This is a genomic window from Salegentibacter agarivorans (assembly GCF_900113135.1).
Taxonomy (GTDB): domain Bacteria; phylum Bacteroidota; class Bacteroidia; order Flavobacteriales; family Flavobacteriaceae; genus Salegentibacter; species Salegentibacter agarivorans.
The window spans coordinates 19,281-40,559 of the sequence record NZ_FOOH01000009.1 but is presented as its reverse complement, the minus strand read 5'-3'; the positions used below and the strand labels follow the sequence as shown (position 1 = coordinate 40,559).

General features: G+C 37.5%; 35 protein-coding genes. All 35 read right to left on the bottom strand.

The window, feature by feature from the left end; genetic code table 11:
• Positions 1–185 precede the first annotated feature (185 nt).
• A complete protein-coding gene (eno, locus tag BM084_RS08270; RefSeq protein ID WP_075324932.1) occupies positions 186–1,472 on the bottom strand; it encodes a phosphopyruvate hydratase in 1,287 nt (428 codons plus the stop codon).
• 347 nt (positions 1,473–1,819) lie between these two features.
• The gene (locus tag BM084_RS08265) at positions 1,820–2,356 is read right to left on the bottom strand and encodes a hypothetical protein (RefSeq protein WP_075324933.1); all 537 of its coding nucleotides are present in this window, start codon (positions 2,354–2,356) and stop codon (positions 1,820–1,822) included.
• Positions 2,357–2,468: 112 nt separating this feature from the next.
• The gene (gene carA / locus BM084_RS08260; RefSeq protein WP_075324934.1) at positions 2,469–3,581 is read right to left on the bottom strand and encodes a glutamine-hydrolyzing carbamoyl-phosphate synthase small subunit; all 1,113 of its coding nucleotides are present in this window, start codon (positions 3,579–3,581) and stop codon (positions 2,469–2,471) included.
• A 165-nt stretch (positions 3,582–3,746) separates the two neighbouring features.
• The gene (gene rplQ / locus BM084_RS08255) at positions 3,747–4,256 is read right to left on the bottom strand and encodes a 50S ribosomal protein L17 (RefSeq protein WP_075324935.1); all 510 of its coding nucleotides are present in this window, start codon (positions 4,254–4,256) and stop codon (positions 3,747–3,749) included.
• A gap of 69 nt (positions 4,257–4,325) precedes the next feature.
• Positions 4,326–5,318 (bottom strand): DNA-directed RNA polymerase subunit alpha, encoded by a 993-nt coding sequence (locus BM084_RS08250; RefSeq protein WP_075324936.1) that lies wholly within the window; start codon positions 5,316–5,318, stop codon positions 4,326–4,328.
• 20 nt (positions 5,319–5,338) lie between these two features.
• Complete coding sequence (rpsD, locus tag BM084_RS08245; protein ID WP_075324937.1) at positions 5,339–5,944, bottom strand: 30S ribosomal protein S4; 606 nt, start codon at positions 5,942–5,944, stop codon at positions 5,339–5,341.
• Between the two features lie 87 nt (positions 5,945–6,031).
• Positions 6,032–6,418 (bottom strand): 30S ribosomal protein S11, encoded by a 387-nt coding sequence (gene rpsK, locus BM084_RS08240; protein WP_037319270.1) that lies wholly within the window; start codon positions 6,416–6,418, stop codon positions 6,032–6,034.
• Between the two features lie 8 nt (positions 6,419–6,426).
• Positions 6,427–6,801 (bottom strand): 30S ribosomal protein S13, encoded by a 375-nt coding sequence (rpsM, locus tag BM084_RS08235; protein WP_075324938.1) that lies wholly within the window; start codon positions 6,799–6,801, stop codon positions 6,427–6,429.
• 2 nt (positions 6,802–6,803) lie between these two features.
• Positions 6,804–6,920, bottom strand: a complete 117-nt coding sequence (gene ykgO / locus BM084_RS08230) for a type B 50S ribosomal protein L36 (RefSeq protein ID WP_013305171.1) — start codon at positions 6,918–6,920, stop codon at positions 6,804–6,806.
• 118 nt (positions 6,921–7,038) lie between these two features.
• Complete coding sequence (gene infA, locus BM084_RS08225) at positions 7,039–7,254, bottom strand: translation initiation factor IF-1 (protein WP_013073244.1); 216 nt, start codon at positions 7,252–7,254, stop codon at positions 7,039–7,041.
• A gap of 2 nt (positions 7,255–7,256) precedes the next feature.
• Positions 7,257–8,594, bottom strand: a complete 1,338-nt coding sequence (gene secY / locus BM084_RS08220) for a preprotein translocase subunit SecY (protein ID WP_075324939.1) — start codon at positions 8,592–8,594, stop codon at positions 7,257–7,259.
• Positions 8,595–8,605: 11 nt separating this feature from the next.
• Positions 8,606–9,058 carry a 50S ribosomal protein L15 gene (gene rplO, locus BM084_RS08215; protein WP_075324940.1) on the bottom strand — a complete coding sequence of 151 codons (453 nt, stop codon included), beginning with the start codon at positions 9,056–9,058 and terminating at the stop codon, positions 8,606–8,608.
• A 9-nt stretch (positions 9,059–9,067) separates the two neighbouring features.
• The gene (gene rpmD / locus BM084_RS08210; RefSeq protein WP_075324941.1) at positions 9,068–9,250 is read right to left on the bottom strand and encodes a 50S ribosomal protein L30; all 183 of its coding nucleotides are present in this window, start codon (positions 9,248–9,250) and stop codon (positions 9,068–9,070) included.
• Between the two features lie 13 nt (positions 9,251–9,263).
• Positions 9,264–9,788, bottom strand: a complete 525-nt coding sequence (gene rpsE / locus BM084_RS08205) for a 30S ribosomal protein S5 (RefSeq protein WP_075324942.1) — start codon at positions 9,786–9,788, stop codon at positions 9,264–9,266.
• Positions 9,789–9,794: 6 nt separating this feature from the next.
• Positions 9,795–10,148 (bottom strand): 50S ribosomal protein L18, encoded by a 354-nt coding sequence (gene rplR / locus BM084_RS08200; RefSeq protein WP_075324943.1) that lies wholly within the window; start codon positions 10,146–10,148, stop codon positions 9,795–9,797.
• 12 nt (positions 10,149–10,160) lie between these two features.
• Entirely contained in the window at positions 10,161–10,703 is a 543-nt protein-coding gene (gene rplF / locus BM084_RS08195; protein WP_075324944.1) for a 50S ribosomal protein L6, read from the bottom strand.
• Between the two features lie 19 nt (positions 10,704–10,722).
• Complete coding sequence (gene rpsH, locus BM084_RS08190; RefSeq protein ID WP_075324945.1) at positions 10,723–11,121, bottom strand: 30S ribosomal protein S8; 399 nt, start codon at positions 11,119–11,121, stop codon at positions 10,723–10,725.
• Between the two features lie 66 nt (positions 11,122–11,187).
• Complete coding sequence (gene rpsN, locus BM084_RS08185) at positions 11,188–11,457, bottom strand: 30S ribosomal protein S14 (RefSeq protein ID WP_057482226.1); 270 nt, start codon at positions 11,455–11,457, stop codon at positions 11,188–11,190.
• A gap of 2 nt (positions 11,458–11,459) precedes the next feature.
• Positions 11,460–12,011, bottom strand: a complete 552-nt coding sequence (gene rplE / locus BM084_RS08180) for a 50S ribosomal protein L5 (RefSeq protein WP_075324946.1) — start codon at positions 12,009–12,011, stop codon at positions 11,460–11,462.
• Between the two features lie 2 nt (positions 12,012–12,013).
• Positions 12,014–12,325, bottom strand: coding sequence for a 50S ribosomal protein L24 (rplX, locus tag BM084_RS08175; protein WP_075324947.1), 312 nt, complete (start codon positions 12,323–12,325; stop codon positions 12,014–12,016).
• Between the two features lie 12 nt (positions 12,326–12,337).
• Positions 12,338–12,706: a 50S ribosomal protein L14 gene (rplN, locus tag BM084_RS08170; protein ID WP_075324948.1), complete on the bottom strand. Its 369-nt coding sequence runs from the start codon at positions 12,704–12,706 to the stop codon at positions 12,338–12,340.
• Complete coding sequence (rpsQ, locus tag BM084_RS08165) at positions 12,706–12,963, bottom strand: 30S ribosomal protein S17 (protein WP_037319236.1); 258 nt, start codon at positions 12,961–12,963, stop codon at positions 12,706–12,708. Before rpsQ ends, rplN begins: the two co-directional genes overlap by 1 nt.
• An 18-nt stretch (positions 12,964–12,981) precedes the next feature.
• Positions 12,982–13,173, bottom strand: coding sequence for a 50S ribosomal protein L29 (gene rpmC, locus BM084_RS08160; protein WP_037319233.1), 192 nt, complete (start codon positions 13,171–13,173; stop codon positions 12,982–12,984).
• A 12-nt stretch (positions 13,174–13,185) separates the two neighbouring features.
• The gene (rplP, locus tag BM084_RS08155) at positions 13,186–13,605 is read right to left on the bottom strand and encodes a 50S ribosomal protein L16 (protein WP_057482229.1); all 420 of its coding nucleotides are present in this window, start codon (positions 13,603–13,605) and stop codon (positions 13,186–13,188) included.
• A gap of 19 nt (positions 13,606–13,624) precedes the next feature.
• Entirely contained in the window at positions 13,625–14,344 is a 720-nt protein-coding gene (gene rpsC / locus BM084_RS08150; protein ID WP_075324949.1) for a 30S ribosomal protein S3, read from the bottom strand.
• 7 nt (positions 14,345–14,351) lie between these two features.
• Positions 14,352–14,759 carry a 50S ribosomal protein L22 gene (gene rplV / locus BM084_RS08145; protein WP_075324950.1) on the bottom strand — a complete coding sequence of 136 codons (408 nt, stop codon included), beginning with the start codon at positions 14,757–14,759 and terminating at the stop codon, positions 14,352–14,354.
• Between the two features lie 8 nt (positions 14,760–14,767).
• Positions 14,768–15,046: a 30S ribosomal protein S19 gene (gene rpsS / locus BM084_RS08140; RefSeq protein WP_057482232.1), complete on the bottom strand. Its 279-nt coding sequence runs from the start codon at positions 15,044–15,046 to the stop codon at positions 14,768–14,770.
• A gap of 6 nt (positions 15,047–15,052) precedes the next feature.
• A complete protein-coding gene (rplB, locus tag BM084_RS08135; RefSeq protein WP_075324951.1) occupies positions 15,053–15,880 on the bottom strand; it encodes a 50S ribosomal protein L2 in 828 nt (275 codons plus the stop codon).
• 9 nt (positions 15,881–15,889) lie between these two features.
• Positions 15,890–16,180: a 50S ribosomal protein L23 gene (gene rplW / locus BM084_RS08130; RefSeq protein WP_075324952.1), complete on the bottom strand. Its 291-nt coding sequence runs from the start codon at positions 16,178–16,180 to the stop codon at positions 15,890–15,892.
• A gap of 5 nt (positions 16,181–16,185) precedes the next feature.
• Positions 16,186–16,815, bottom strand: coding sequence for a 50S ribosomal protein L4 (rplD, locus tag BM084_RS08125; protein WP_075324953.1), 630 nt, complete (start codon positions 16,813–16,815; stop codon positions 16,186–16,188).
• Positions 16,815–17,426 (bottom strand): 50S ribosomal protein L3, encoded by a 612-nt coding sequence (gene rplC, locus BM084_RS08120; protein WP_075324954.1) that lies wholly within the window; start codon positions 17,424–17,426, stop codon positions 16,815–16,817. Before rplC ends, rplD begins: the two co-directional genes overlap by 1 nt.
• 200 nt (positions 17,427–17,626) lie before the next feature.
• Positions 17,627–17,932, bottom strand: a complete 306-nt coding sequence (gene rpsJ, locus BM084_RS08115; RefSeq protein ID WP_037319211.1) for a 30S ribosomal protein S10 — start codon at positions 17,930–17,932, stop codon at positions 17,627–17,629.
• 10 nt (positions 17,933–17,942) lie between these two features.
• The gene (gene fusA / locus BM084_RS08110) at positions 17,943–20,051 is read right to left on the bottom strand and encodes an elongation factor G (RefSeq protein WP_075324955.1); all 2,109 of its coding nucleotides are present in this window, start codon (positions 20,049–20,051) and stop codon (positions 17,943–17,945) included.
• Between the two features lie 6 nt (positions 20,052–20,057).
• Positions 20,058–20,534, bottom strand: a complete 477-nt coding sequence (gene rpsG, locus BM084_RS08105; protein ID WP_070053719.1) for a 30S ribosomal protein S7 — start codon at positions 20,532–20,534, stop codon at positions 20,058–20,060.
• 23 nt (positions 20,535–20,557) lie between these two features.
• Entirely contained in the window at positions 20,558–20,932 is a 375-nt protein-coding gene (rpsL, locus tag BM084_RS08100) for a 30S ribosomal protein S12 (RefSeq protein WP_037319203.1), read from the bottom strand.
• Between the last annotated feature and the right edge of the window lie 347 nt (positions 20,933–21,279).

Sequence of the window (21,279 nt, the reverse complement as noted above, 5' to 3'; positions counted from 1 at the left end):
ACTTGATTCAACTATTTTTTCGAGAGTTGCTAATTTAAGAAATCTACTGTTAATTTTGCGTTAAGCAGCGATAAGATTTTCACTGAAACAAGGGATTTTGAAAGGTTTTTTGCTGAATTATCTCAAAAAAAAATCCCTTTTGAAATTTCTTCAAAAGGGATTTGATTTTTATTAGAATCCTGTAATTAGATTTTAAAAGCTTTACGCTTTGGGAAATAGGCTACTTCGCCAAGTTCCTCCTCAATTCTAATTAACTGGTTGTATTTTGCCATACGGTCACTTCTTGAAGCTGAACCGGTTTTTATCTGCCCGGTATTTAAAGCTACAGCAAGATCGGCAATAGTATTATCTTCTGTCTCTCCAGAACGGTGTGACATTACTGAAGTAAAGCCGGCGTTGTGAGCCATATTTACTGCTGCAATAGTTTCAGTTAAGGTACCAATTTGGTTTACTTTAATAAGGATTGAATTTGCAATTCCTTCTTCAATTCCTCTTGAAAGTCTTTCTACGTTAGTAACAAAAAGATCGTCACCAACCAACTGAACTTTATCTCCAATCTTATCGGTTAAGGCTTTCCAACCATCCCAGTCATTTTCATCCATTCCATCTTCAATAGAAATAATAGGATATTTAGAAGAAAGTTCGGCAAGATACTCAGCTTGTTCCTCGCTAGATCTTATTTTTCCGCCTTCACCTTCAAATTTCTTATAATCGTATTTTCCATTTTCATAGAATTCTGCTGCGGCACAATCCAGAGCGATCATCACTTCGTCGCCACCTTTGTAACCCGCATTTTCTATGGCCTTAAGAATAGTATCTAAAGCATCTTCTGTCCCGTCTAAAGTTGGAGCAAACCCACCTTCATCACCAACAGCAGTACTTAAACCACGATCGTGTAGCACTTTTTTAAGATGGTGGAAGATCTCAGTTCCCATTTTTAGAGCGTGAGAAAAGCTTTCGGCTTTTACAGGCATAATCATAAATTCCTGAAAAGCGATAGGAGCATCACTATGTGAACCACCATTAATAATATTCATCATTGGTACCGGAAGCGTATTGGCACTAACACCGCCAATGTAACGGTACAACGGCAAACCAAGTTCGTTTGCTGCAGCTTTAGCTACGGCAAGCGAAACACCTAAAATTGCATTCGCACCAAGTTTCGCTTTATTTGGCGTTCCGTCTATTTCAATCATCGCCCTATCAATTAGGTTTTGTTCAAAAACAGAATAACCCAATAATTCTTCAGCAATTACATCATTTACATTTTCTACGGCTTTGGTTACCCCTTTGCCCATATAATCATCGCCACCATCACGAAGTTCTACAGCTTCGTGCTCTCCGGTAGAAGCTCCAGAAGGCACTGCTGCTCTTCCTAAAATTCCATTCTCGGTTAAAACATCTACTTCTACGGTTGGATTTCCTCTTGAGTCAAAAATCTGACGGGCGTGAATATTTATTATTACACTCATAATCTTTTTTAATTAGTTAATTGATTTGAATGCAAGATACAAATTGAAGCCTAAAAAATCGAGGGAAACAGGTAGTTTTAAAGCATTTATAACATTATGGAAACACGAAATGGTTTTCTAAAAGAAAGTGTTTAAAAGAATCTCAGGAAATAGTAAGATTTTTTATGAATTTACCGAAAACTGAAATAGAATAACATTTTATAAAATTCAGAAGATTTTTAAATGCCGAAATTATTTGAAAAATAATTTTAGTCATTTCCTGAAGCAAAAGGATTGTAGTAAAAACGAAAAGCCAGCCCAATGACAGAAGTTGAAGTTGACTGTATAAACGCATCTTCTGAAGAAAATTAGTTTGAAAGAAGCCATCCAAGCCTAATTCCTATGATTGGTGAAAAATATGAATCACCCAATTCATCAAAACCATATCCAGCTCCTAAATTTAGGTCTAATTTAAAACCGCTGCCATAGTAACGTTGCAAACCCCAAACCGGCCCTATAACTCCAAAATAATCGGCAGTATATTCAATATTCCCAATAATAGGTTTTCCCGATTGGAGGTTACCACTTAGTGCTATATAATTGGCGCTATTATTTTTTACTCTTTTATTCTTTTCAATTCTATTTTTAAAATTATAATAATAACGATACTGAGCAGAAAAGACGGGGAAAATACCAAAAAAATCTCCCGCTGAACCGGTACCAAAAGCAATACCTGAGCCAGCTCTTAAATCAATTGTAGTAGAATTTGTAAGTCCGAATTCGTATTCTAAACCGGGAGTTAAGATGTTTACTGATAAAAGTCCGTCTTCAACCGAAGCCTGATCTTGTGCATTAATGAATAGAAATGAGAAGAGAAAAAAGCTGAGTAGTAATAATTTTTTCATTGATGATTTTTTGATGAATGAGATCGCAATTTAGAATAAATTCACTTTTAAGAAAAGAAAAGCCCAAAATCTTTAAATTTTGGGCTTTTTATTCAAATTTTATAAAAAATATTTAAGCTTTCACTCTCTTTATTCGATCCATAAATTCATCAAAAAGGTAACTGGCATCATGAGGCCCCGGACTTGCTTCCGGGTGGTATTGTACCGAGAAACAGTTTTTATTTTTCATCGCGATTCCACCAACAGTATCGTCGTTTAAGCAAATATGAGTGATTTCCACTTCATTATTTGCTTCAGTTTCTGCTTTATCTACCGAGAAACCGTGGTTTTGAGAAGTGATTTCTCCTTTTCCTGTTTTAAGGTTTTTAACCGGGTGGTTTATCCCGCGGTGACCGTGATGCATTTTATAGGTTTTAATTCCATTTGCAATGGCGATTATCTGGTGCCCCAAACAAATACCAAACAACGGATGATCTTTTTCTATAATCGTTTTTGTAAGATTAATAGCACTATCTAAAGGGGCGGGATCTCCGGGACCGTTAGAAAGAAAATAACCATCTGGATTCCATTCACTCATTTCTTCGTAAGTAGCATTGTATGGAAACACTTTTACATACACATCACGTTGATCAAAATTGCGAAGAATATTCTTTTTTATGCCAACATCAAGCGCAGCGATTTTATAAGTTGCATTTTCATTCCCGAAATAATAAGGTTCTTTAGTTGAAACTTTAGAAGCTAACTCCAAACCATTCATATCAGGAACTTCAGCAAGTTCTTTTTTTAGGCCTTCAATATTATCAACATCAGTAGAAATAATTGCATTCATTGCACCATTTTCCCGAATATAAGTTACAAGGGCTCGTGTATCTACATCGGAAATTGCGAAAAGATTACTATCATCTAAAAATTCCTGAAGTGATTTGTCTGCAGCCGGGCGGGAATGGGTATAACTAAAATTCTTACAGATAAGTCCGGAGATCTTAGCTTTATCAGATTCACTTTCTTCAGCTAGAGTTCCATAATTCCCAATGTGGGCATTGGTGGTAACCATAAGTTGGCCATAATAGGAAGGATCTGTAAAGATCTCCTGGTAACCGGTCATACCGGTGTTAAAACAAACTTCACCTACGGCTTTACCATCTTTGTCTCCAACAGCCTTACCGTGAAAGATAGTACCGTCTTCCAGTAGGATAATCGCTTTTTTTCGGGTTTGATATTTCATTTTGCTTTATTTGTTGTGTTGCTGGGATTTCCGCAGCTACGGAAATTTTTTTAATCTTTAGATTTCCGCCTTCGCGGAAATGACTATTTCACTTTAATATATAAAAAAAGGATAAACCCTGAGAGTTTATCCTTTTTAAAAATTAGAACTTTAAAAGATTCATTTCTATTCCTCTTTTTTGTCTTCTTTATTTTCTGAAGATTTCTCTTCTGTTTTTCCTTCTGCCTTTGGAGCATTTGGAGTAGCTTCAGTAGATTTCTTTCTACCCGCTCTACGTGTAGATTTCTTCTTCTCTGTTTTACCAAGTTTATAAGTTTCGTTGTAATCAACTAACTCAATAAGGGCCATATCGGCATTATCTCCAAGACGGTTACCTAATTTAATTACCCTTGTGTATCCACCCGGGCGGTCACCAACTTTAGGAGCTACCTCACGAAACAATTCGGCTACAGCTTCCTTTTGGCGAAGTTTACTAAATACTAACCTACGGTTGTGGGTTGTATCTTCTTTAGACTTAGTTACCAAAGGCTCTACAAAAACTTTTAAAGCTTTTGCTTTAGCTACGGTGGTATTGATTCTCTTGTGCTCTATAAGAGAGCAGGCCATATTGGCTAGCATAGACTTCCTGTGAGCGGTCTTTCTACCTAAATGGTTTGTTTTCTTTCCGTGTCTCATTGTTTTGTTCTTAATTCATTTTCCCAAAGCGCGATCTTTTGCCGGCTTTTATGGAAAACTACTTATATATTAGTCCTTATCTAATTTGTATTTTGAAAGATCCATACCAAAGTTAAGTCCTTTGTTACTTACCAGTTCTTCAAGCTCTGTCAAAGATTTCTTTCCGAAGTTTCTAAACTTCATCAAGTCGTTTTTGTTGTATGAAACAAGGTCTCCTAGAGTATCAACTTCAGCCGCTTTTAAGCAATTTAAAGCTCTTACTGAAAGATCCATATCTACCAACTTAGTTTTTAACAACTGTCTCATGTGAAGAGATTCTTCATCATAAGTTTCAGTTTGTGCTATCTCATCAGCTTCAAGCGTAATACGCTCGTCAGAGAATAGCATAAAGTGGTGGATAAGTGTTTTTGCAGCTTCAGTAAGTGCATCTTTTGGATGTATAGAGCCATCGCTTACGATTTCAAAAACCAATTTTTCATAATCGGTTTTTTGTTCTACACGATAGTTTTCAATGCTATACTTTACGTTCTTTATTGGTGTATAAATAGAATCTGTAAATATAGTTCCAAGAGGTGCGTTGGCTTTTTTGTTTTCTTCGGCCGGAACATAACCTCTACCTTTCTCTATGGTCATTTCCATATTCAGGTTAACTTTCTTATCTGCAGTACAAATAACCTGATCTGGGTTTAGTACCTGAAAGCCTGAAATGAATTTTTGAAAGTGACCGGCAGTAATTTGTTCTTCTCCAGATACAGAAATGGTAACGGCTTCGTTATCTATTTCATCAATTTGCCTTTTGAACCTAACTTGTTTAAGATTCAGGATAATTTCTGTTACGTCTTCAACAACTCCAGGAATAGCGGAGAATTCGTGATCTACGCCTTCTATACGAATTGAAGTGATTGCATAACCTTCTAACGAAGATAAAAGCACTCTCCTTAAAGCGTTACCAACGGTTAATCCATAGCCGGGCTCCAAAGGGCGAAATTCAAATTTCCCTTCGAAATCGGTTGAATCAATCATTATAACTTTATCGGGCTTCTGAAAATTTAGTATTGCCATATTACGACTTCTGTGAATTATTATTTCGAATATAATTCGACGATGAATTGTTCATTTATGTTTTCCGGAATCTGAATACGTCCGGGTACTGAAACAAAAGTTCCTTGTTTTGTTTCGTTATTCCAGGTAATCCATTCGTAAACACTGCTATTGTTAGCTAGTGAATCCTGAATAGCCTGTAAAGATTTTGATTTTTCACGAACACTTACTACATCACCAGGTTTCAATTGGTAAGAAGGTATATTCACCAACTCGCCATTTACCGTAATGTGCCTGTGAGATACAAATTGTCTTGCTGCGCTTCTAGTTGGGGCAATACCCATTCTATAAACTACGTTATCAAGACGTGATTCACAAAGTTGAAGTAGAACTTCACCAGTAATTCCCTGTGCTCTAGTAGCTTTCTTAAACATATTGCTAAACTGACGCTCAAGGATACCGTAAGTATATTTTGCTTTTTGCTTTTCCATTAACTGGATAGCATATTCAGATTTCTTTCCGCGACGACGGTTGTTACCGTGTTGTCCCGGAGGATAATTTCTTTTTTCAAAAGATTTATCGTCTCCAAAAATAGCTTCACCGAATTTACGGGCTATTTTAGTCTTTGGACCAGTATATCTTGCCATTAATTTAAATTTTAGAAGAAAGGGATTATGAATTAAGGTCTCTGTCCTTCGATAATCTTAACTCCTCTCTTATTATTATACTATTTATTAAACTCTACGTCTCTTAGGAGGACGACATCCATTGTGTGGTAATGGAGTAACATCAATAATTTCTGTTACCTCAATCCCGTTGTTATGAAGCGAACGAATAGCAGATTCTCTACCATTCCCCGGCCCTTTAACGTAAACTTTAACTTTGCGCAAACCAGCTTCGTGAGCTACTTTAGACGCGTCTTCTGCAGCTAACTGGGCAGCATAAGGAGTATTCTTTTTAGAACCTCTAAAACCCATTTTTCCTGCAGATGACCAAGCAATAACGTCTCCCTTTTTATTGGTTAGGGAAACAATAATGTTATTGAAAGAAGCCGTAACGTGTGCTTGCCCTACGGACTCCACGGTTACTTTACGCTTTTTTTGAACTGTCTTCTTTGCCATATTACTTACTATTTAGTTGCTTTCTTCTTGTTAGCAACTGTTTTTCTTCTACCTTTTCTGGTTCTTGAGTTATTTTTGGTTCTTTGACCTCTAAGTGGCAAACCACTTCTGTGGCGAATACCTCTATAGCATCCAATATCCATTAGACGCTTAATACTCATTTGAACTTCTGTACGTAATTCTCCTTCGATTGTAAATTCACCAACAGCTTCACGAATACGACCAATTTCTTCATCGTCCCAATCTGAAACTTTTTTGCTTTCATCTACTTTGGCCTGGCTAAGGATCTTTTGAGCCCTGCTTCTACCAATTCCGAAGATATAGGTCAATGCTATAACTCCTCGCTTTTGTTTAGGTATATCTACCCCTGCAATTCTTGCCATAATTAGCCTTGTCTTTGTTTAAATCTAGGATTCTTTTTGTTAATTACGTAAAGGCGCCCTTTTCTGCGTACAATTTTGCAGTCGGCACTTCTTTTTTTTACTGATGCTCTAACTTTCATCTCTTTAGTTTTTTTCAATTCACTGATTTTGAAATAGGCTCAAAATCAGGATTTCAGCATTCATATTTTTTTCAGGTTGCAAAAGTACTGAAAATTTTATAAATAGCTCAAATTACTTTTAGTATCTGTATGTTATACGAGCCTTACTTAAATCGTAAGGGCTCATTTCCAGTTTTACTTTATCTCCAGGTAACAATTTAATGTAGTGCATACGCATCTTCCCAGAGATATGAGCTGTCACAACGTGACCATTTTCCAATTCTACACGAAACATTGCATTAGATAATGCTTCTATAATTGTTCCGTCTTGTTCTATTGCCGGTTGTTTTGCCATAATTAAGCTACTGCTTTTCTGTTTTTACCTGTTTTCATTAATCCGTCGTAATGTCTATTCAGCAAGTAAGAGTTTACTTGTTGCATAGTATCTATTGCAACTCCAACCATAATTAAAAGCGAGGTTCCTCCAAAAAACAATGCCCATCCTTGTTGCACACCTAAGAGTTGCACCACAATCGCTGGGAACACAGCAATAAGCGCAAGGAAAATAGATCCTGGCAAGGTAATTTGAGACATAATTCTATCTAAAAACTCAGCGGTTTCAGTACCAGGACGAATGCCCGGAATAAATCCTCCACTTCGTTTTAGATCATCAGCCATCTTATTGGTAGGTACAGTAATCGCGGTATAGAAGTAAGTAAACACAATAATTAATAGTGCAAAAACTACATTATACCAAAACCCAAATATATCGCTAAAGGCAGCGGTAACCCCTTGTGCAGCATCAGAATCTGATAATCCTGCTACAGCAGCTGGGATAAACATAATTGCCTGCGCAAATATAATTGGCATTACACCTGAAGCATTAAGCTTAAGTGGAATGTACTGTCTTGATCCAAATACGTTTTTCTCGTAACCTCCAGAGGCGGTTCTTCTGGCATATTGCACCGGGATTTGGCGCACTGCCATCACCAACATTACCGAAGCAAGAATAATAGCAAACCAAATTACCAATTCAATAAGAATCATAATAAGGCCACCGTTAGATTCAAATACCCTGGAAGCGAATTCCTGAATAAATGCTTGTGGTAAGGTAGCAATAATACCTACCATAATTAATAGCGAAATACCATTACCAATACCTTTGTCGGTTATCTTTTCACCCAGCCACATTGCGAAAATGGTACCTGTAGTAAGAATTACTACTGCAGAAGCTACAAACGTAACAGTATCACCTAATAAAAAGGCTTGCTGCGGAAGTGTAGCAAAAAGGTTATAGATATAACCGGGTCCCTGTACTAATGTAATTGCAATAGTTAACCAACGGGTGATCTGATTGATCTTACGTCTACCACTTTCACCTTCTTTTTGCAGTTTTTGCAGGTAAGGTATAGCAATACCCATTAGCTGCACTACAATAGAAGCCGAGATATATGGCATAATTCCCAATGCAAATACAGAAGCATTAGAAAAAGCTCCACCTGTAAATGCGTTTAAGAGGCCTAAAAGACCTCCATCTGTTTGGGATGCCAGGTTAGATAGCTGCGAAGCATCTATCCCGGGAAGCACAACTTGCGCTCCAAAACGATAAACTAATAACAGACCGAGGGTTACTAAAATTCTATTTTTTAGCTCCTCGATCTTCCAAATATTTTTAATAGTATTGATGAATTTCATTTGGCTATCTATTATAAAGTAACAACTTCACCTCCAGCAGCTTCTATAGCTTCTTTAGCTGTGGCTGTAAATTTATGAACAGATATTTTCAACTTTGCCTTTAATTCACCTCTACCTAATATCTTTACTGGTTTGTTTTTACTCACAAGACCGTTTTCGATCAAAGTATCAACATCTACAGTATCTTTAATTTTACCTTCATCAACCAAACGCTGTAAGGTATCAAGGTTAACACCCTGGTATGCTACACGATTTCTGTTAGTGAAACCAAATTTTGGAACACGACGTTGAAGTGGCATCTGCCCTCCTTCAAAACCAATCTTCTTGGAGTAACCAGAACGAGATTTAGCCCCTTTGTGACCACGGGTGGCAGTACCACCTTTACCTGATCCTTCTCCACGGCCAACACGCTTGTTGTTACTCTTAACTGAACCTTTTGCAGGTTTTAAGTTATTTAATTCCATGTGAATTTATTATTTTGTTTCCTCAATGGAAACTAAATGTTTAACTTTATTTACCATACCAAGGATGTTTGGCGTATCGTTGTGCTCTACCGTTTGGCCAATTTTCTTAAGACCAAGAGACTCTAAAACCAGTTTCTGGTTTTTAGATCGGTTAATTGCACTCTTTACTTTTGTAACTTTTATCTTTCCCATCTTTCTCCTTGATTTATCCTTTAAAAACCTTTTCTAATGAAATACCACGTTGTTTAGCAACAGTATCCGCACTTCTTAATTGAAGTAGCGCATCAAAAGTAGCTTTTACCACGTTGTGTGGGTTTGAAGAACCCTGGTTTTTAGAAAGTACGTCGTGTACACCAACAGCTTCCAGTACGGCACGAATTGCACCACCGGCTATAATCCCGGTACCAGTTGCAGCAGGTAGCAAAAGAACTCTTGCTCCACCATACTTACCTTTTTGCTCATGAGGAAGGCTTCCTTTATGTAAAGGAATACGCACTAAATTCTTCTTTGCATCTTCCACAGCTTTAGAGATAGCATCGGCAACTTCTTTAGATTTACCTAAACCTTGCCCTACAACACCATTCTCATCTCCTACTACAACAATAGCAGAAAATCCAAAAGCTCTACCACCTTTGGTTACTTTGGTCACACGTTGTACTCCTACCAAACGGTCTTTTAATTCAAGTCCGCCCGGTTTTACATGTTCTACGTTTTTATAATCTTGATACATAATTTTCTAGAATTTTAGTCCTCCTTCTCGAGCACCTTCTGCTAATGATTTAACTCTTCCGTGATACAGGTAACCACCTCTGTCAAAAGAAATGGTTTCTACACCGGCTTTCAAAGCTTTTTCAGCAAGGGCTTTACCAACCAATTCTGCTTGTTTGGATTTATCACCTTCTACTGATACGCCCTTATCTCTTGAAGAGGCTGCAGCTAGTGTTTTTCCTTCTACGTCATCTATAATTTGAGCATAAATTTCTTTATTACTTCTAAATACAGATAATCTTGGACGGCTAGCGGTACCCGTAATTGACTTACGAACACGCTTTCTTATCTTATTTCGTCTATCTTGTTTTGAAACTGCCATATCTAAACTTTATTAAGCTGATTTACCTGCTTTTCTACGTAATTGTTCTCCAACATACTTAATACCTTTACCTTTATAAGGCTCTGGTGCTCTAAAGGAGCGTATTTTAGCAGCTACCTGGCCCACAAGTTGTTTATCGTAAGAAGTTAATTTCACGATTGGGTTTTTCCCTTTCTCAGAAATTGCTTCTACTTTAACTTCCGGTGCCAAATCTATTACAATATTATGGGAAAACCCAACGGCTAAATCTAATTTTTGTCCCTGGTTAGAAGCTCTATATCCAACTCCAACCAATTCTAAAGATTTTGTATATCCGTTAGTTACTCCTTCAATCATATTGTTTATCAAAGCACGATAAAGACCGTGTTTTGCTTTCTGATCACTTTTCTCTGAAGAACGTTCAAAAGTAATTACGCCATCTTCAATTTTTACATCAATGTCGCTAACTTCCTGCTTAAGTTCTCCTAATTTTCCTTTTACCGTTACAACGCCATCTTTAAGGTCTACATTTACACCTTCTGGAATTGTAATTGGGCTTTTACCTATTCTTGACATTTCTTTAGTCTTTTAAGTATTAGTAAACGTAACACAATACTTCACCACCAACTTTCTCGGCTTTAGCCTGCTTCCCGGTCATTACACCGTGAGAAGTAGAAACTATAGCGATACCAAGACCGTTTAAGATACGTGGCAATTCGTTAGCGCCGGCATACTTACGTAAACCAGGTTTACTTATTCTCTGGATATCTTTAATTACAGGTTCTTTTGTGATCTTGTCGTACTTAAGGGCAATTTTAATTGTTCCCTGGGCACTAGCATCATCAAACTTGTAACTAAGAATATATCCCTGATCGAATAATATTTTTGTAATCTCCTTTTTAAGGTTAGAAGCTGGTATTTCTACCACCCTGTGGTTTGCAGCCACAGCGTTCCTAACTCTTGTCAAATAATCTGCAATAGGATCTGTATTCATCTATCTTAATTTGCGGATGTGGTTTTCGTCCCGTCACTCGGGAGAACCTGCAACCAATTTATAATTTTACCAACTAGCTTTTCTAACTCCAGGAATTAATCCCTTATTAGCCATTTCTCTAAACATTACACGAGAAAGACCAAACTGTCTCATATAACCTTTTGGCCTACCAGTTAGCTTACAACGGTTATGCAAACGTACAGGAGAAGAATTTTTTGGTAATTTTTGTAGTGCTTCCCAATCGCCAGCTTCTTTTAAAGCCTCGCGTTTTTCAGCATACTTTTTTACCATTTTTTGTCTCTTCACCTCACGGGCTTTCATTGATTCTTTAGCCATAATTAATTCTTTTTAAAAGGTAATCCTAGTTCGGTTAACAACGATTTTGCTTCCTTATCGGTCTTGGCAGTGGTCACGAAGGTAATATCCATACCATTAATTCGGTTTACTTTATCAATATCAATCTCCGGAAAGATGATTTGCTCAGTAATTCCTAAATTATAGTTTCCTCTACCATCAAAACCATTAGCCTTAATCCCGTTAAAGTCACGAACACGTGGAAGTGCTGATGTGATTAAACGATCTAAGAATTCGTACATTCTGTATCCTCGCAAAGTAACTTTTGCCCCAATAGGCATACCTTTACGAAGTTTGAATGAAGCAACATCCTTTTTAGAAATGGTTTGCACCGCTTTTTGACCGGTAATTGTAGAAAGTTCATCTACAGCATGGTCAATTAGCTTTTTATCTGCTACAGCTGCACCAACGCCACGGCTCAAAACTATTTTTTCAAGTTTTGGGATCTCCATTACGTTAGCATAGCTAAATTCTTCTTTTAATGCAGGCTTTACTCGCTCTGCATATTCTGCTCTAAGTCTTGGTACGTATGCCATAACTAAATTACTTCATTAGATTTTTTGGAAAATCTTACTTTCTTTCCATCCTCTTCTTTATATCCAACTCTGGTAGTGTTACCATCTTTGTCTAACAAAGAAAGGTTAGAAATATGAATAGGAGCTTCTTTCTTTACAATACCACCTTGTGGGTTAGATGCACTTGGTTTCTCATGTTTTGAGATAGTGTTAACACCTTCCACGATGGCTTTATTCTTTTCTATGAGAACTTTTTGAACTTTACCTTCCTGACCTTTGTGGTCTCCAGCAATAACTCTTACAGTATCTCCAGTTTTTATTTTAAGCTTTCTCATCTTGTTAATGTATTAAAGCACCTCTGGTGCCAATGATACAATTTTCATGAATTGCTTATCACGAAGTTCTCTCGCAACCGGTCCAAATACACGAGTTCCGCGCATTTCTCCGGTTGGATTTAATAATACACAGGCATTATCATCAAAACGGATATAAGACCCGTCTGCTCTGCGTACTTCTTTCTTGGTACGAACAACAACTGCTGTTGAAACTGCACCTTTTTTGATATTTCCGTTAGGTGTAGCTTCTTTAACGCTGACAACTATTTTGTCCCCAACAGAAGCGTATCTTTTCTTTGTACCGCCCAATACACGTATGGTCAAAACTTCTTTTGCCCCGGTATTGTCTGCTACTCTTAGTCTAGACTCTTGTTGTACCATTACTTCGCTCTTTCAATTATTTCTACTAATCTCCAACATTTAGATTTACTTAAAGGTCTTGTTTCCATGATCCTTACAGTATCCCCTTCGTTGCAGTCGTTTGTTTCGTCGTGCGCTACGTATTTTTTCGTTTTTAAAACGAATTTTCCATACATAGGGTGTTTTACTTTCTTAACTTCAGAAACCACTATAGATTTCTGCATTTTATTACTTGTAACAACGCCTATACGCTCTTTTCTTAAATTTCTTTTTTCCATCTTTCAGCAGAATAACACTTATTGTTGTTCTCTTTTAGTTAACTCTGTAGCAAGTCTCGCTATAGTTCTTCGTACAGCTCTAAGCTGTATTGGGTTCTCTAATGGCGAAACTGCGTGAGCCATTTTCAAATCTGAATATGCTTTTCTAGATTTCCCAAGCTCTTCTTGTAATTCTGCCACAGACAGTTCTTTTACTTCTGATTGTTTCATAACTTTATAATATTAAGCTTGATAATCTCTAGCTACAATAAATTTGGTTCTTACCGGAAGTTTCTGTGCCGCAAGCCTTAAAGCTTCTTTAGCAACATCCATTGGTACTCCACCAATTTCAAACATAATTCTTCCTGGTTTTACAACAGCAGCCCAATATTCTACAGCACCTTTACCTTTACCCATACGTACCTCTAGAGGTTTCTTAGTGATAGGCTTGTCTGGAAATATTTTAATCCAGATAGAACCTTCCCTTTTCATATATCGGGTAGCAGCAATACGTGCAGCTTCTATTTGACGGGCAGTAATGAAACTAGAATCCATAGATTTAATTCCAAAGGTACCATTAGAGAGTCTATGCCCTCTTCCGGCGTTGCCTTTCATACGGCCCTTCTGCTGTTTACGGTATTTTGTTCTTTTAGGTTGTAACATTTTTCTTTACTTTAAAAAATTACTTTCTACGACGTGATTTGTTACCACCTCGCCCGGCTCCAGGTTTTCCTCCTTGTTTCTTGGACATTCCAACAAGTGGAGAAAGATCTCTTTTACCATAAACTTCGCCTTTCATGATCCATACCTTAACACCCAACCTACCATAAGTAGTGTGAGCTTCAACTAAAGCATAGTCAATATCGGCCCTAAAAGTAGACAGAGGAATTCTACCATCTTTGTATGCTTCTGAACGTGCCATTTCAGCACCATTTAAACGTCCGGAAATCTGAATTTTGATTCCTTCAGCATTCATTCTCATAGCAGCCGCGATAGCCATTTTAATTGCACGACGGTAAGAAATACGATTTTCAATTTGTCTTGCAACACTAGATGCTACTAAATGCGCATCAAGTTCTGGCCTCTTAATCTCAAAGATGTTAATTTGAACTTCCTTGTCGGTAATTTTCTTAAGTTCTTCTTTAAGCTTGTCTACCTCCTGGCCGCCTTTACCAATAATAATACCCGGTCTGGCAGTGGTGATAGTAACGGTTACAAGCTTAAGCGTACGCTCAATAATTACCCTGGATACACTCGCTTTAGAAAGACGAGCATGGATGTACTTTCTAATCTTATCGTCTTCGGCTAATTTGTCGCCGTAGTCATTTCCTCCATACCAGTTGGATTCCCATCCTCTTACGATACCGAGGCGATTCCCGATTGGATTTGTTTTTTGTCCCATACTCTACTTAGCTTTGTGTATTATTGTTTTCTCCAAGCACCAAAGTAACGTGGTTGGATCTCTTTCTAATTCTATGTGCGCGACCCTGTGGTGCAGGACGCAGCCTCTTAAGCATCGCTCCTCCATCTACACGGATTTCTTTTACAAACAATTCAGCATCTTCAATACTTGCATCTTCGTTTTTAGATTGCCAGTTGGCTATTGCAGAAAGCAATAATTTCTCTAAACGTCCAGAAGCTTCTTTTGAACTGAATTTTAATATTTGAAGCGCTTTTTCTACTTTCTCTCCTCTTACTAAATCCGCAACTAAGCGCATTTTTCTAGGCGAAGTAGGGCAGTTATTCAACTTTGCAAAAGCTACCTGTTTTTTGGCTTCTTTTATTTGCTCTGCTCTTTCTCTTTTACGAACTCCCATAGCTTCAATTATCTTTTACCTTTATTTTTTGCACCAGAATGCCCTCTAAAAGAACGTGTTGGTGAAAATTCTCCTAATTTATGCCCTACCATGTTCTCTGTCACATATACAGGTACAAATTGTTTCCCGTTATGAACAGCGATAGTTTGCCCTACGAAATCTGGAGTAATCATTGAAGCTCTAGACCAGGTTTTGATCACGGCTTTTTTTCCAGATTCAACATTTTGAGCAACCTTCTTATCTAACTTATAGTGAACGTAAGGTCCTTTTTTTAATGAACGTGCCATATCTTATTATTTCTTTCTACGTTCTACAATATATTTATTACTCGCTTTTGTTCTTGAACGGGTTTTGAAACCTTTAGCAGGTAAACCTTTTCTAGAACGTGGGTGACCACCGGAAGCTCTTCCTTCCCCACCACCCATTGGGTGATCTACAGGGTTCATAGCTACAGGTCTTGTTCTTGGTCTAATACCCAACCAACGTTTTCTACCAGCTTTACCAGAAACCTGAAGTTGGTGATCACTATTTGATACAGCTCCAATTGTAGCCATACAAGTAGACAACACTCTTCTAATTTCTCCTGAAGGTAGTTTTACGGTTGCGTATTTTCCTTCTCTTGCTAATAATTGAGCAAAAGCTCCAGCACTTCTTGCCATTACAGCACCCTGACCGGCTCTTAACTCTATACAAGAAACTACAGTACCAAGCGGAATACTAGATAACGGCATTGCATTTCCAATTTCTGGAGCAGCCGAATCTGTGCTTGATACAATATTTTGACCTACCTGTAACCCATTTTGAGCAATAACGTATCGTTTTTCACCATCCTGGTAATTCAACAACGCGATAAAGGCAGTTCTGTTTGGATCGTATTCTATACTCGCAACAGTAGCAGGAATTCCATGCTTGTCGCGTTTAAAGTCTACAATTCTGTAACGTCTTTTATGACCTCCACCTTTGTAGCGGATAGTCATTTTTCCCTGACTGTTTCTCCCACCTGATTTTTTTAACGGAGCTATTAAACTCTTCTCCGGCTTATCAGTAGTAATGGCGTCAAAACCATTAACTACTCTAAAACGCTGACCAGGGGTGATTGGTTTTAATTTTCTAACTGACATTTTTTAATCTTAAAGATTACTGTATAAATCAATAGTTTCACCTTCCGTCACCTGTACCAATGCTTTTTTGAAAGCTTTGGTTTTACCAGTGATCATACCAGATTTTGTATATCTGGTTTTGCGATCTGGACGAACATTTATAGTACGAACTTTTTCAACTGAAACTCCGTAAGCAGCTTCTACTGCATTCTTAATTTCAATCTTATTCGCCTTATTGTCTACCACAAAAGAAAAACGGTTATTCAACTCGCTATCTCCGGTGGCTTTTTCTGTAATAATTGGTTTTATCAAGATACTCATAAGGCTTATTTACTTAAATTCGACTCAATTCCTTCTAAAGAACCCTCAAGCAACACGATATTCTTAGCATTAAGAATTCCGTAAGTACTTAATTCTGAGGAATTTACAACCTCAAGTCCTTTTAAATTACGTGACGACAAATATACGTTTTTATTTGAGTCACCCAACACTATAAGCGATTTTTTGTCCTGAATACCAAGGGCTTTCAAAACATCTATCATACTTTTTGTCTTCGGCGCATCAAAAGAAAAGTCTTCAACTACAAAAATTGATTCTCCTTTTGCTTTTATTGATAAAGCCGATTTTCTTGCCAAACGTTTTAAATTTTTGTTCAATTTAAAACCGTAGTTTCTTGGTCTTGGTCCAAAAACACGTCCACCGCCTTTAAAAATTGGTGACTTAATGCTACCTGCACGTGCAGTACCGGTACCTTTTTGTTTTTTGATCTTACGGGTACTCCCAGCAATCTCAGCTCTTTCTTTAGCTTTGTGGGTTCCCTGGCGCTGATTAGCTAAATATTGTTTAACATCTAGATAAACTGCGTGATCGTTTGGCTCTATAGCGAAAACAGCGTCAGAAAGCTTTGCTTTTCTGCCTGTTTCTTTTCCTTTTACATCTAAAACTGCTACTTCCATTACTTGCTAATGATTACGTATGAGTTTTTGTGACCTGGCACACATCCTTTTACTACTAAAAGGTTTTTATCTGCCACCACTTTTAAAACTCTCAGGTTTTCTACTTTTACTCTCTCTCCACCCATTCTACCGGCCATTTTCATTCCTTTGAAAACCCGTGCAGGGTAAGACGCTGCACCAATAGAACCCGGAGCTCTTAATCGGTTATGCTGACCGTGAGTCGCCTGACCCACACCACCAAAGTTGTGTCTTTTTACAACACCCTGAAAGCCTTTACCTTTAGAAGTACCTGCAATATCCACAAATTCCCCCTCGTTAAAGTGCTCTACAGTGATAGCATCACCTAATTTATAATCTGCTTCATAGCCCTGGAATTCAACGACTTTACGTTTTGCAACGCTTCCTGCTTTTTTAGCGTGCCCTTCAGCAGCTTTATTTGCAGTCTTTTTGTCATCGAAACCAACTTGAAGTGCCTCATACCCGTCAACCTCTTTGGTTCTGACTTGGGTAACTACGCATGGACCTGCTTCTATTACGGTACACGGAATGTTTTTCCCGTTCTCGTCAAAAATACTGGTCATGCCTATTTTTTTTCCTATTAACCCAGACATAATTAATTATTGATTATTACTTATTTATTTAAAAAAATTCAGGGCAGAAAAATACTTTCGCCCTGAATGTATCTTTCTTCCGTTTTTCCCTCGCCAACTGCTCGGGACATGTAAACTTGAGTTTTACTCAAGAGATCCCGAAACAAGTTCGGGATGTATTCAACTAAGGTTTGCCGGAAAAACCGGAAAACCAAGTTTCATCACACCTTAATCTCTACTTCAACTCCACTAGGCAGCTCCAACTTCATTAACGCATCAATGGTTTTTGAAGAAGAACTGTAGATATCAAGAAGCCTTTTATAAGAGCTTAATTGAAATTGCTCTCTTGCTTTCTTGTTTACGTGAGGAGAACGTAAAACAGTAAAAAGTTTTTTGTGAGTAGGCAAAGGAATTGGTCCTGTTACCACCGCACCTGTAGTTTTTACAGTCTTCACGATCTTCTCTGCAGATTTATCTACCAGGTTATGATCGTAGGATTTTAGTTTTATTCTTATTTTCTGACTCATTTTCCTAATATTATTCGTTTGTACCCTTTGCCGCTTTAATAACTTCTTCTGAAATATTAGAAGGAGTTTCAGCATAGTGAGAAAATTCCATAGTTGAAGTTGCTCTACCAGAAGATAATGTTCTTAATGTTGTTACATATCCAAACATTTCAGCTAAAGGCACTTCTGCTTTAATAATCTTAGCACCAGACCTGTCTGACATGCTGCTTACCTGACCTCTTCTACGGTTCAAGTCACCAACAATATCACCCATGTTTTCTTCTGGAGTTACTACTTCTATTTTCATAATTGGCTCAAGAACTACAGCACCGGCTTTTTTAGCAGCGGCTTTGTAACCCATTTTTGCAGCCAATTCGAAAGAAAGTTGATCGGAATCTACAGGGTGGAAAGATCCATCCTTAAGGATCACTTTTAAAGTATCCATTTGGAAACCAGCCATTGGCCCGTTTTTCATAGCTTCTTTAAATCCTTTTTCTACCGAAGGAACAAATTCTTTAGGAATACGTCCACCTTTAATTTGGTCTACAAACTGAAGTCCTTTTCCTTCAAAGTCTTCGTCTACAGGTCCCATTTCAAAAACAATATCAGCAAATTTACCACGACCACCAGATTGCTTTTTATAAACCTCTCTATGCTCTGCAGTTTTAGTTACTGTTTCTTTATACTCAACCTGTGGCTGACCTTCGTTAACTTCAACTTTAAATTCTCTCTTTAAACGATCTACAAGAATTTCAATATGAAGCTCTCCCATTCCAGAGATAATAGTTTGTCCTGAAATTTCATCAGTTTTAACCTGGAAAGTTGGATCTTCTTCAGCTAGTTTAGCTAAAGCCATACCCATTTTATCAACATCGGCTTTCGTCTTAGGCTCTACCGCAATACCAATTACTGGCTCTGGGAAAGTCATAGACTCAAGAACGATTGGGTGTTTCTCATCAGTTAGCGTATCACCGGTTTTAATGTCTTTAAAACCAACAGCTGCACCAATATCACCAGCTTCAATTCTATTAATAGGCTCCTGCTTATTAGAGTGCATCTGGTAAATACGAGAAATACGCTCTTTTTTACCTGATCTATTGTTCAATACATAAGATCCTGCATCTAAAGCTCCCGAGTAAACACGGAAGAATGCCAAACGACCAACAAAAGGATCGGTAGCAATTTTAAATGCTAATGCAGAGAAAGGAGAGTCAACGTGTGGCTTTCTGCTTTCATCTTCATTAGTTTCAGGATTTGTTCCTACAATGGCTTCAACATCTACTGGAGAAGGCATATACCTCATTACTGCATCAAGCATTGCCTGAACACCTTTATTTTTAAAGGCAGAACCACACATCATAGGTATAATAGACATATCTATGGTTGCAGCTCTAAGCGCAGCAATAATTTCGTCTTCAGTAATTGAATCTTCATCTTCAAAGAACTTTTCCATTAATGCTTCATCATACTCAGCTACAGCTTCTACAAGCTCAGTTCGGTATTTATTCACATCATCCATAAGTTCTTCAGGAATATCTATAGTCTCATAGGTCATCCCGTGATCCTCATCATTCCAAATAATTGCTTTTTTGGAAATAAGATCAACAACTCCTTTAAAGTCTATTTCGTCACCGATTGGAACTTGTAATGGTACTGGGTTTCCACCTAGCATTTCTCTAACCTGCTTACACACATTAAAGAAGTCAGCTCCCTGACGGTCCATTTTATTTACAAATCCTAAACGTGGTACTTTATATTTATCAGCCTGTCTCCAAACGGTTTCAGATTGTGGCTCAACACCATCTACAGCACTGAACAATGCAACCACACCATCAAGAACACGTAAAGAACGCTCTACCTCTACGGTAAAATCAACGTGACCAGGAGTATCGATAATATTTACCGTAAATTCCTGATCTCTATACATCCACTTACAATGCGTAGCAGCAGAAGTAATTGTAATACCTCTTTCCTGCTCCTGTTCCATCCAGTCCATAGTAGCGGCACCATCATGCACCTCTCCTATTTTGTGGCTTATTCCTGTATAATAAAGGATACGCTCTGTTGTTGTAGTTTTACCTGCATCAATATGAGCTGCAATTCCAATATTTCTAGTAAATTTTAAATCTCTTTGTGCCATTTTATTTTAGAATCTAAAGTGAGAGAATGCTTTATTAGCTTCAGCCATTTTATGAGTATCAACTCTTTTCTTAACTGCAGCACCTTCTTCTTTAGCAGCAGCAAGAACTTCAGAAGCTAATTTCTGCGCCATAGTTTTCTCATTTCTCTTTCGCGCAAATGAAATTAACCATTTCATAGCGGTTGCTACTTTTCTATCTGGTCTTATTTGCATTGGGATTTGAAATGTTGCACCCCCAACTCGCCTACTTCTAACTTCAACGTGAGGCATAACATTAGAAAGAGCATCTTTCCAAATTTCCAAACCGGTTTTTTCTTCGTCTTGTTTCTTCTCTTCTATAATTGCGATAGAATCATAGAAAATTTTAAAGGCTACCGATTTCTTACCATCCCACATCATCATGTTCACAAAACGTGTAACAAGTTGATCGTTAAATTTTGGATCTGGTAAAAGCGGTCTTTTTTTGGCCTGTCTTCTTCTCATTTCTTTACATTAAAAGTTTTTAATTACTTCTTAGGGCGTTTTGCTCCGTATTTAGATCTACGCTGGCTTCTTCCTTCAACACCCGCAGTATCTAATGCACCGCGAACAATGTGATATCTAACACCTGGCAAATCTTTTACCCTTCCACCTCTAACCAATACTATCGAGTGCTCTTGTAGATTGTGACCCTCACCTGGAATATAAGCGTTAACTTCTTTTCCGTTTGTCAACCTCACCCTTGCTACTTTACGCATAGCTGAGTTTGGTTTCTTAGGTGTAGTAGTATACACACGTGTGCACACTCCTCTTCTTTGAGGACACGAATCTAAAGCAGCCGATTTACTCTTCTTGGTTATCTGGGCTCTTCCTTTTCGTACTAATTGTGAAATTGTTGGCATAATTTCTTTTACCTAATTATTAATAAATTTAATCCCCTGTTTTTTAGGGTTTGCAAATGTAGAAATAAAAACAAATTAATCAAACTATAATGAATTAATTTTCAGAAGGATAATCTGGAAGACAGAACACACCTTTTAACAACATATATATTAATAGGTATAGATCAATAAAAATAAGCTGATTAAAAAACAAGCTCATCTTACTCAAAAAGGAATATTTTAGACTTTAACTACATTTTAATAGCAAAATTCAATAATATTCTAACATTTTAACATTTCACCAATACCACTTTAACGCCTGACTCTAACCAATCTATATACAATTATTAACATTTATTTAAATAACT

Excerpts from the sequence above, each read along its gene's own strand:
- eno (WP_075324932.1), bottom strand. The coding sequence starts at position 1,472 with ATGAGTGTAATAATAAATATTCACGCCCGTCAGATTTTTGACTCAAGA.
- BM084_RS08265 (WP_075324933.1), bottom strand. The coding sequence starts at position 2,356 with ATGAAAAAATTATTACTACTCAGCTTTTTTCTCTTCTCATTTCTATTC.
- carA (WP_075324934.1), bottom strand. The coding sequence starts at position 3,581 with ATGAAATATCAAACCCGAAAAAAAGCGATTATCCTACTGGAAGACGGT.
- rplQ (WP_075324935.1), bottom strand. The coding sequence starts at position 4,256 with ATGAGACACGGAAAGAAAACAAACCATTTAGGTAGAAAGACCGCTCAC.
- BM084_RS08250 (WP_075324936.1), bottom strand. The coding sequence starts at position 5,318 with ATGGCAATACTAAATTTTCAGAAGCCCGATAAAGTTATAATGATTGAT.
- rpsD (WP_075324937.1), bottom strand. The coding sequence starts at position 5,944 with ATGGCAAGATATACTGGTCCAAAGACTAAAATAGCCCGTAAATTCGGT.
- rpsK (WP_037319270.1), bottom strand. The coding sequence starts at position 6,418 with ATGGCAAAGAAGACAGTTCAAAAAAAGCGTAAAGTAACCGTGGAGTCC.
- rpsM (WP_075324938.1), bottom strand. The coding sequence starts at position 6,801 with ATGGCAAGAATTGCAGGGGTAGATATACCTAAACAAAAGCGAGGAGTT.
- ykgO (WP_013305171.1), bottom strand. The coding sequence starts at position 6,920 with ATGAAAGTTAGAGCATCAGTAAAAAAAAGAAGTGCCGACTGCAAAATT.
- infA (WP_013073244.1), bottom strand. The coding sequence starts at position 7,254 with ATGGCAAAACAACCGGCAATAGAACAAGACGGAACAATTATAGAAGCA.
- secY (WP_075324939.1), bottom strand. The coding sequence starts at position 8,594 with ATGAAATTCATCAATACTATTAAAAATATTTGGAAGATCGAGGAGCTA.
- rplO (WP_075324940.1), bottom strand. The coding sequence starts at position 9,058 with ATGGAATTAAATAACTTAAAACCTGCAAAAGGTTCAGTTAAGAGTAAC.
- rpmD (WP_075324941.1), bottom strand. The coding sequence starts at position 9,250 with ATGGGAAAGATAAAAGTTACAAAAGTAAAGAGTGCAATTAACCGATCT.
- rpsE (WP_075324942.1), bottom strand. The coding sequence starts at position 9,788 with ATGTATCAAGATTATAAAAACGTAGAACATGTAAAACCGGGCGGACTT.
- rplR (WP_075324943.1), bottom strand. The coding sequence starts at position 10,148 with ATGGCAGTTTCAAAACAAGATAGACGAAATAAGATAAGAAAGCGTGTT.
- rplF (WP_075324944.1), bottom strand. The coding sequence starts at position 10,703 with ATGTCAAGAATAGGTAAAAGCCCAATTACAATTCCAGAAGGTGTAAAT.
- rpsH (WP_075324945.1), bottom strand. The coding sequence starts at position 11,121 with ATGAATACAGATCCTATTGCAGATTATTTGACAAGAGTTAGGAACGCT.
- rpsN (WP_057482226.1), bottom strand. The coding sequence starts at position 11,457 with ATGGCTAAAGAATCAATGAAAGCCCGTGAGGTGAAGAGACAAAAAATG.
- rplE (WP_075324946.1), bottom strand. The coding sequence starts at position 12,011 with ATGGCATACGTACCAAGACTTAGAGCAGAATATGCAGAGCGAGTAAAG.
- rplX (WP_075324947.1), bottom strand. The coding sequence starts at position 12,325 with ATGAGAAAGCTTAAAATAAAAACTGGAGATACTGTAAGAGTTATTGCT.
- rplN (WP_075324948.1), bottom strand. The coding sequence starts at position 12,706 with ATGGTACAACAAGAGTCTAGACTAAGAGTAGCAGACAATACCGGGGCA.
- rpsQ (WP_037319236.1), bottom strand. The coding sequence starts at position 12,963 with ATGGAAAAAAGAAATTTAAGAAAAGAGCGTATAGGCGTTGTTACAAGT.
- rpmC (WP_037319233.1), bottom strand. The coding sequence starts at position 13,173 with ATGAAACAATCAGAAGTAAAAGAACTGTCTGTGGCAGAATTACAAGAA.
- rplP (WP_057482229.1), bottom strand. The coding sequence starts at position 13,605 with ATGTTACAACCTAAAAGAACAAAATACCGTAAACAGCAGAAGGGCCGT.
- rpsC (WP_075324949.1), bottom strand. The coding sequence starts at position 14,344 with ATGGGACAAAAAACAAATCCAATCGGGAATCGCCTCGGTATCGTAAGA.
- rplV (WP_075324950.1), bottom strand. The coding sequence starts at position 14,759 with ATGGGAGTTCGTAAAAGAGAAAGAGCAGAGCAAATAAAAGAAGCCAAA.
- rpsS (WP_057482232.1), bottom strand. The coding sequence starts at position 15,046 with ATGGCACGTTCATTAAAAAAAGGACCTTACGTTCACTATAAGTTAGAT.
- rplB (WP_075324951.1), bottom strand. The coding sequence starts at position 15,880 with ATGTCAGTTAGAAAATTAAAACCAATCACCCCTGGTCAGCGTTTTAGA.
- rplW (WP_075324952.1), bottom strand. The coding sequence starts at position 16,180 with ATGAGTATCTTGATAAAACCAATTATTACAGAAAAAGCCACCGGAGAT.
- rplD (WP_075324953.1), bottom strand. The coding sequence starts at position 16,815 with ATGGAAGTAGCAGTTTTAGATGTAAAAGGAAAAGAAACAGGCAGAAAA.
- rplC (WP_075324954.1), bottom strand. The coding sequence starts at position 17,426 with ATGTCTGGGTTAATAGGAAAAAAAATAGGCATGACCAGTATTTTTGAC.
- rpsJ (WP_037319211.1), bottom strand. The coding sequence starts at position 17,932 with ATGAGTCAGAAAATAAGAATAAAACTAAAATCCTACGATCATAACCTG.
- fusA (WP_075324955.1), bottom strand. The coding sequence starts at position 20,051 with ATGGCACAAAGAGATTTAAAATTTACTAGAAATATTGGAATTGCAGCT.
- rpsG (WP_070053719.1), bottom strand. The coding sequence starts at position 20,534 with ATGAGAAGAAGACAGGCCAAAAAAAGACCGCTTTTACCAGATCCAAAA.
- rpsL (WP_037319203.1), bottom strand. The coding sequence starts at position 20,932 with ATGCCAACAATTTCACAATTAGTACGAAAAGGAAGAGCCCAGATAACC.